This window comes from Mesorhizobium sp. Arg314, assembly GCF_053714275.1.
This window is the reverse complement of the sequence record NZ_JBSKBP010000167.1, coordinates 1-1,384: the sequence shown is the minus strand read 5'-3', so window position 1 is coordinate 1,384 and position 1,384 is coordinate 1. Positions and strand designations below refer to the sequence as shown.

Sequence of the window (1,384 nt, the reverse complement as noted above, 5' to 3'; positions counted from 1 at the left end):
ATACTGAATCTTGAACCGCAGCTTCGACCCGGCATCGAAGTAGGAGGCGCCGACGCGGGCCTTGAAGGTGTAGCCGGATGGCATCGTTGGAGCGGCGGCGCTGAGGGAGAGCAGAGACGCCAGGGTATTGGTCGAGGCGTTGTAGATCACCCATTCGAAATACCAGTTCGAGGCCGTGATCGAGCCCGTATCGAGACCGTTCGCGCCAGAGGTGCCGGTCGCATAGGAGACGTTGACAGACGTTGCCCGGTAGGTCATCCCGAGGCTGTCTTCCAAGATCAGTTCGTCCGCTGTTATCGTGCCGGCCGTAACTGAGGTCGTGACGATCTTCAGGTTTTTGCGGGCGACAGCCGGAGGTGCTGCGGTGACAGGATTGGCCAGCCTCCATCGCGATGTAGCGGTATCATAGATCAAAACTGCCGACATCGCCGGGGAGAGCACCACCGGCGCCGGAAGGGTAAGCCGGTTTGCTGCCGCCGAACTGGTATTTTCAGGCAGCAACGTCATCGCACTGGATGCGCTGACATTTTCGAGAATAAGAACGCGACCGTTGTTCGATGTTGGTGCCGCAATGCCCGTAATCGTGAAGGCCCCGCCCAAATTTGCGCGAATGACGGCCGCCGTCTGAATGCCTGACGGTGCCCAATCATTGGCCGTCCCCGACGGAGCAGGCGATATGGCCCCAGTCAGCTCGAAAGGCCCAGAATCCGTCAGAAGGGTCGGCAAGAGAATGTTGCCGCTCGGCTCATTCAGTAGAAATTGCGTGCCGTCAAAAGTGAAACTGGTTTCCTGGTTGGCGACGAACTCACCGCCAGCGAGCGCGATCGGGCCCGTCGGAGAGCGCTTAAGAACATTGGTTGCGGCTGTTGCGCCGACTTGAAGCGTCGTACCGCCGGTTGGCGTAAAACCGGGCGTGCAAACAACCGTGTTGCCGGCCGTCAAAGCAAACGTGTTCGGCGTCGTGCCCGCAAGTATTTGGGCATTTGCGCTGCCGGTCGTAGTGCCGCCGACAAAGCGAGTGCCGAAAGCAATGGGTGCCGTGGTTGTGTCGACGTAATTTCGGGTCGCGCCGTCTGTCGATGCGATCGGATCAGCCATGCCGGTGATCCGGTTTGACCCCATAGGCAGATTCGCGCCCATGGCCTTGACGCCAGTCGTCGGCAAGCTGTTTGTCAGCTCGTTGCCAACATCGGCGACCAGCGCGTTGTACGGCGCGCTACCGATTGTCGTGTTGGAAACCGCTGCGGTGCCGGGTGGCGGGGTAAATATGCCACTGGAATTGCGGGGCATTGGTCAAATCCCCCACACGCTAGAGCGGGATGAGATTTATATGAGTCGTAGGATTCCCAAATCATCGCAGTTCTGATTCAACATTCATGCTGGG

General features: G+C 59.0%; 1 pseudogene. It reads right to left on the bottom strand.

From position 1 onward, the window contains the following. A pseudogene (locus tag ACWGS9_RS34850) lies at positions 1-1,290 on the bottom strand (hypothetical protein); the annotation flags it as partial. Positions 1,291-1,384: the final 94 nt, after the last annotated feature.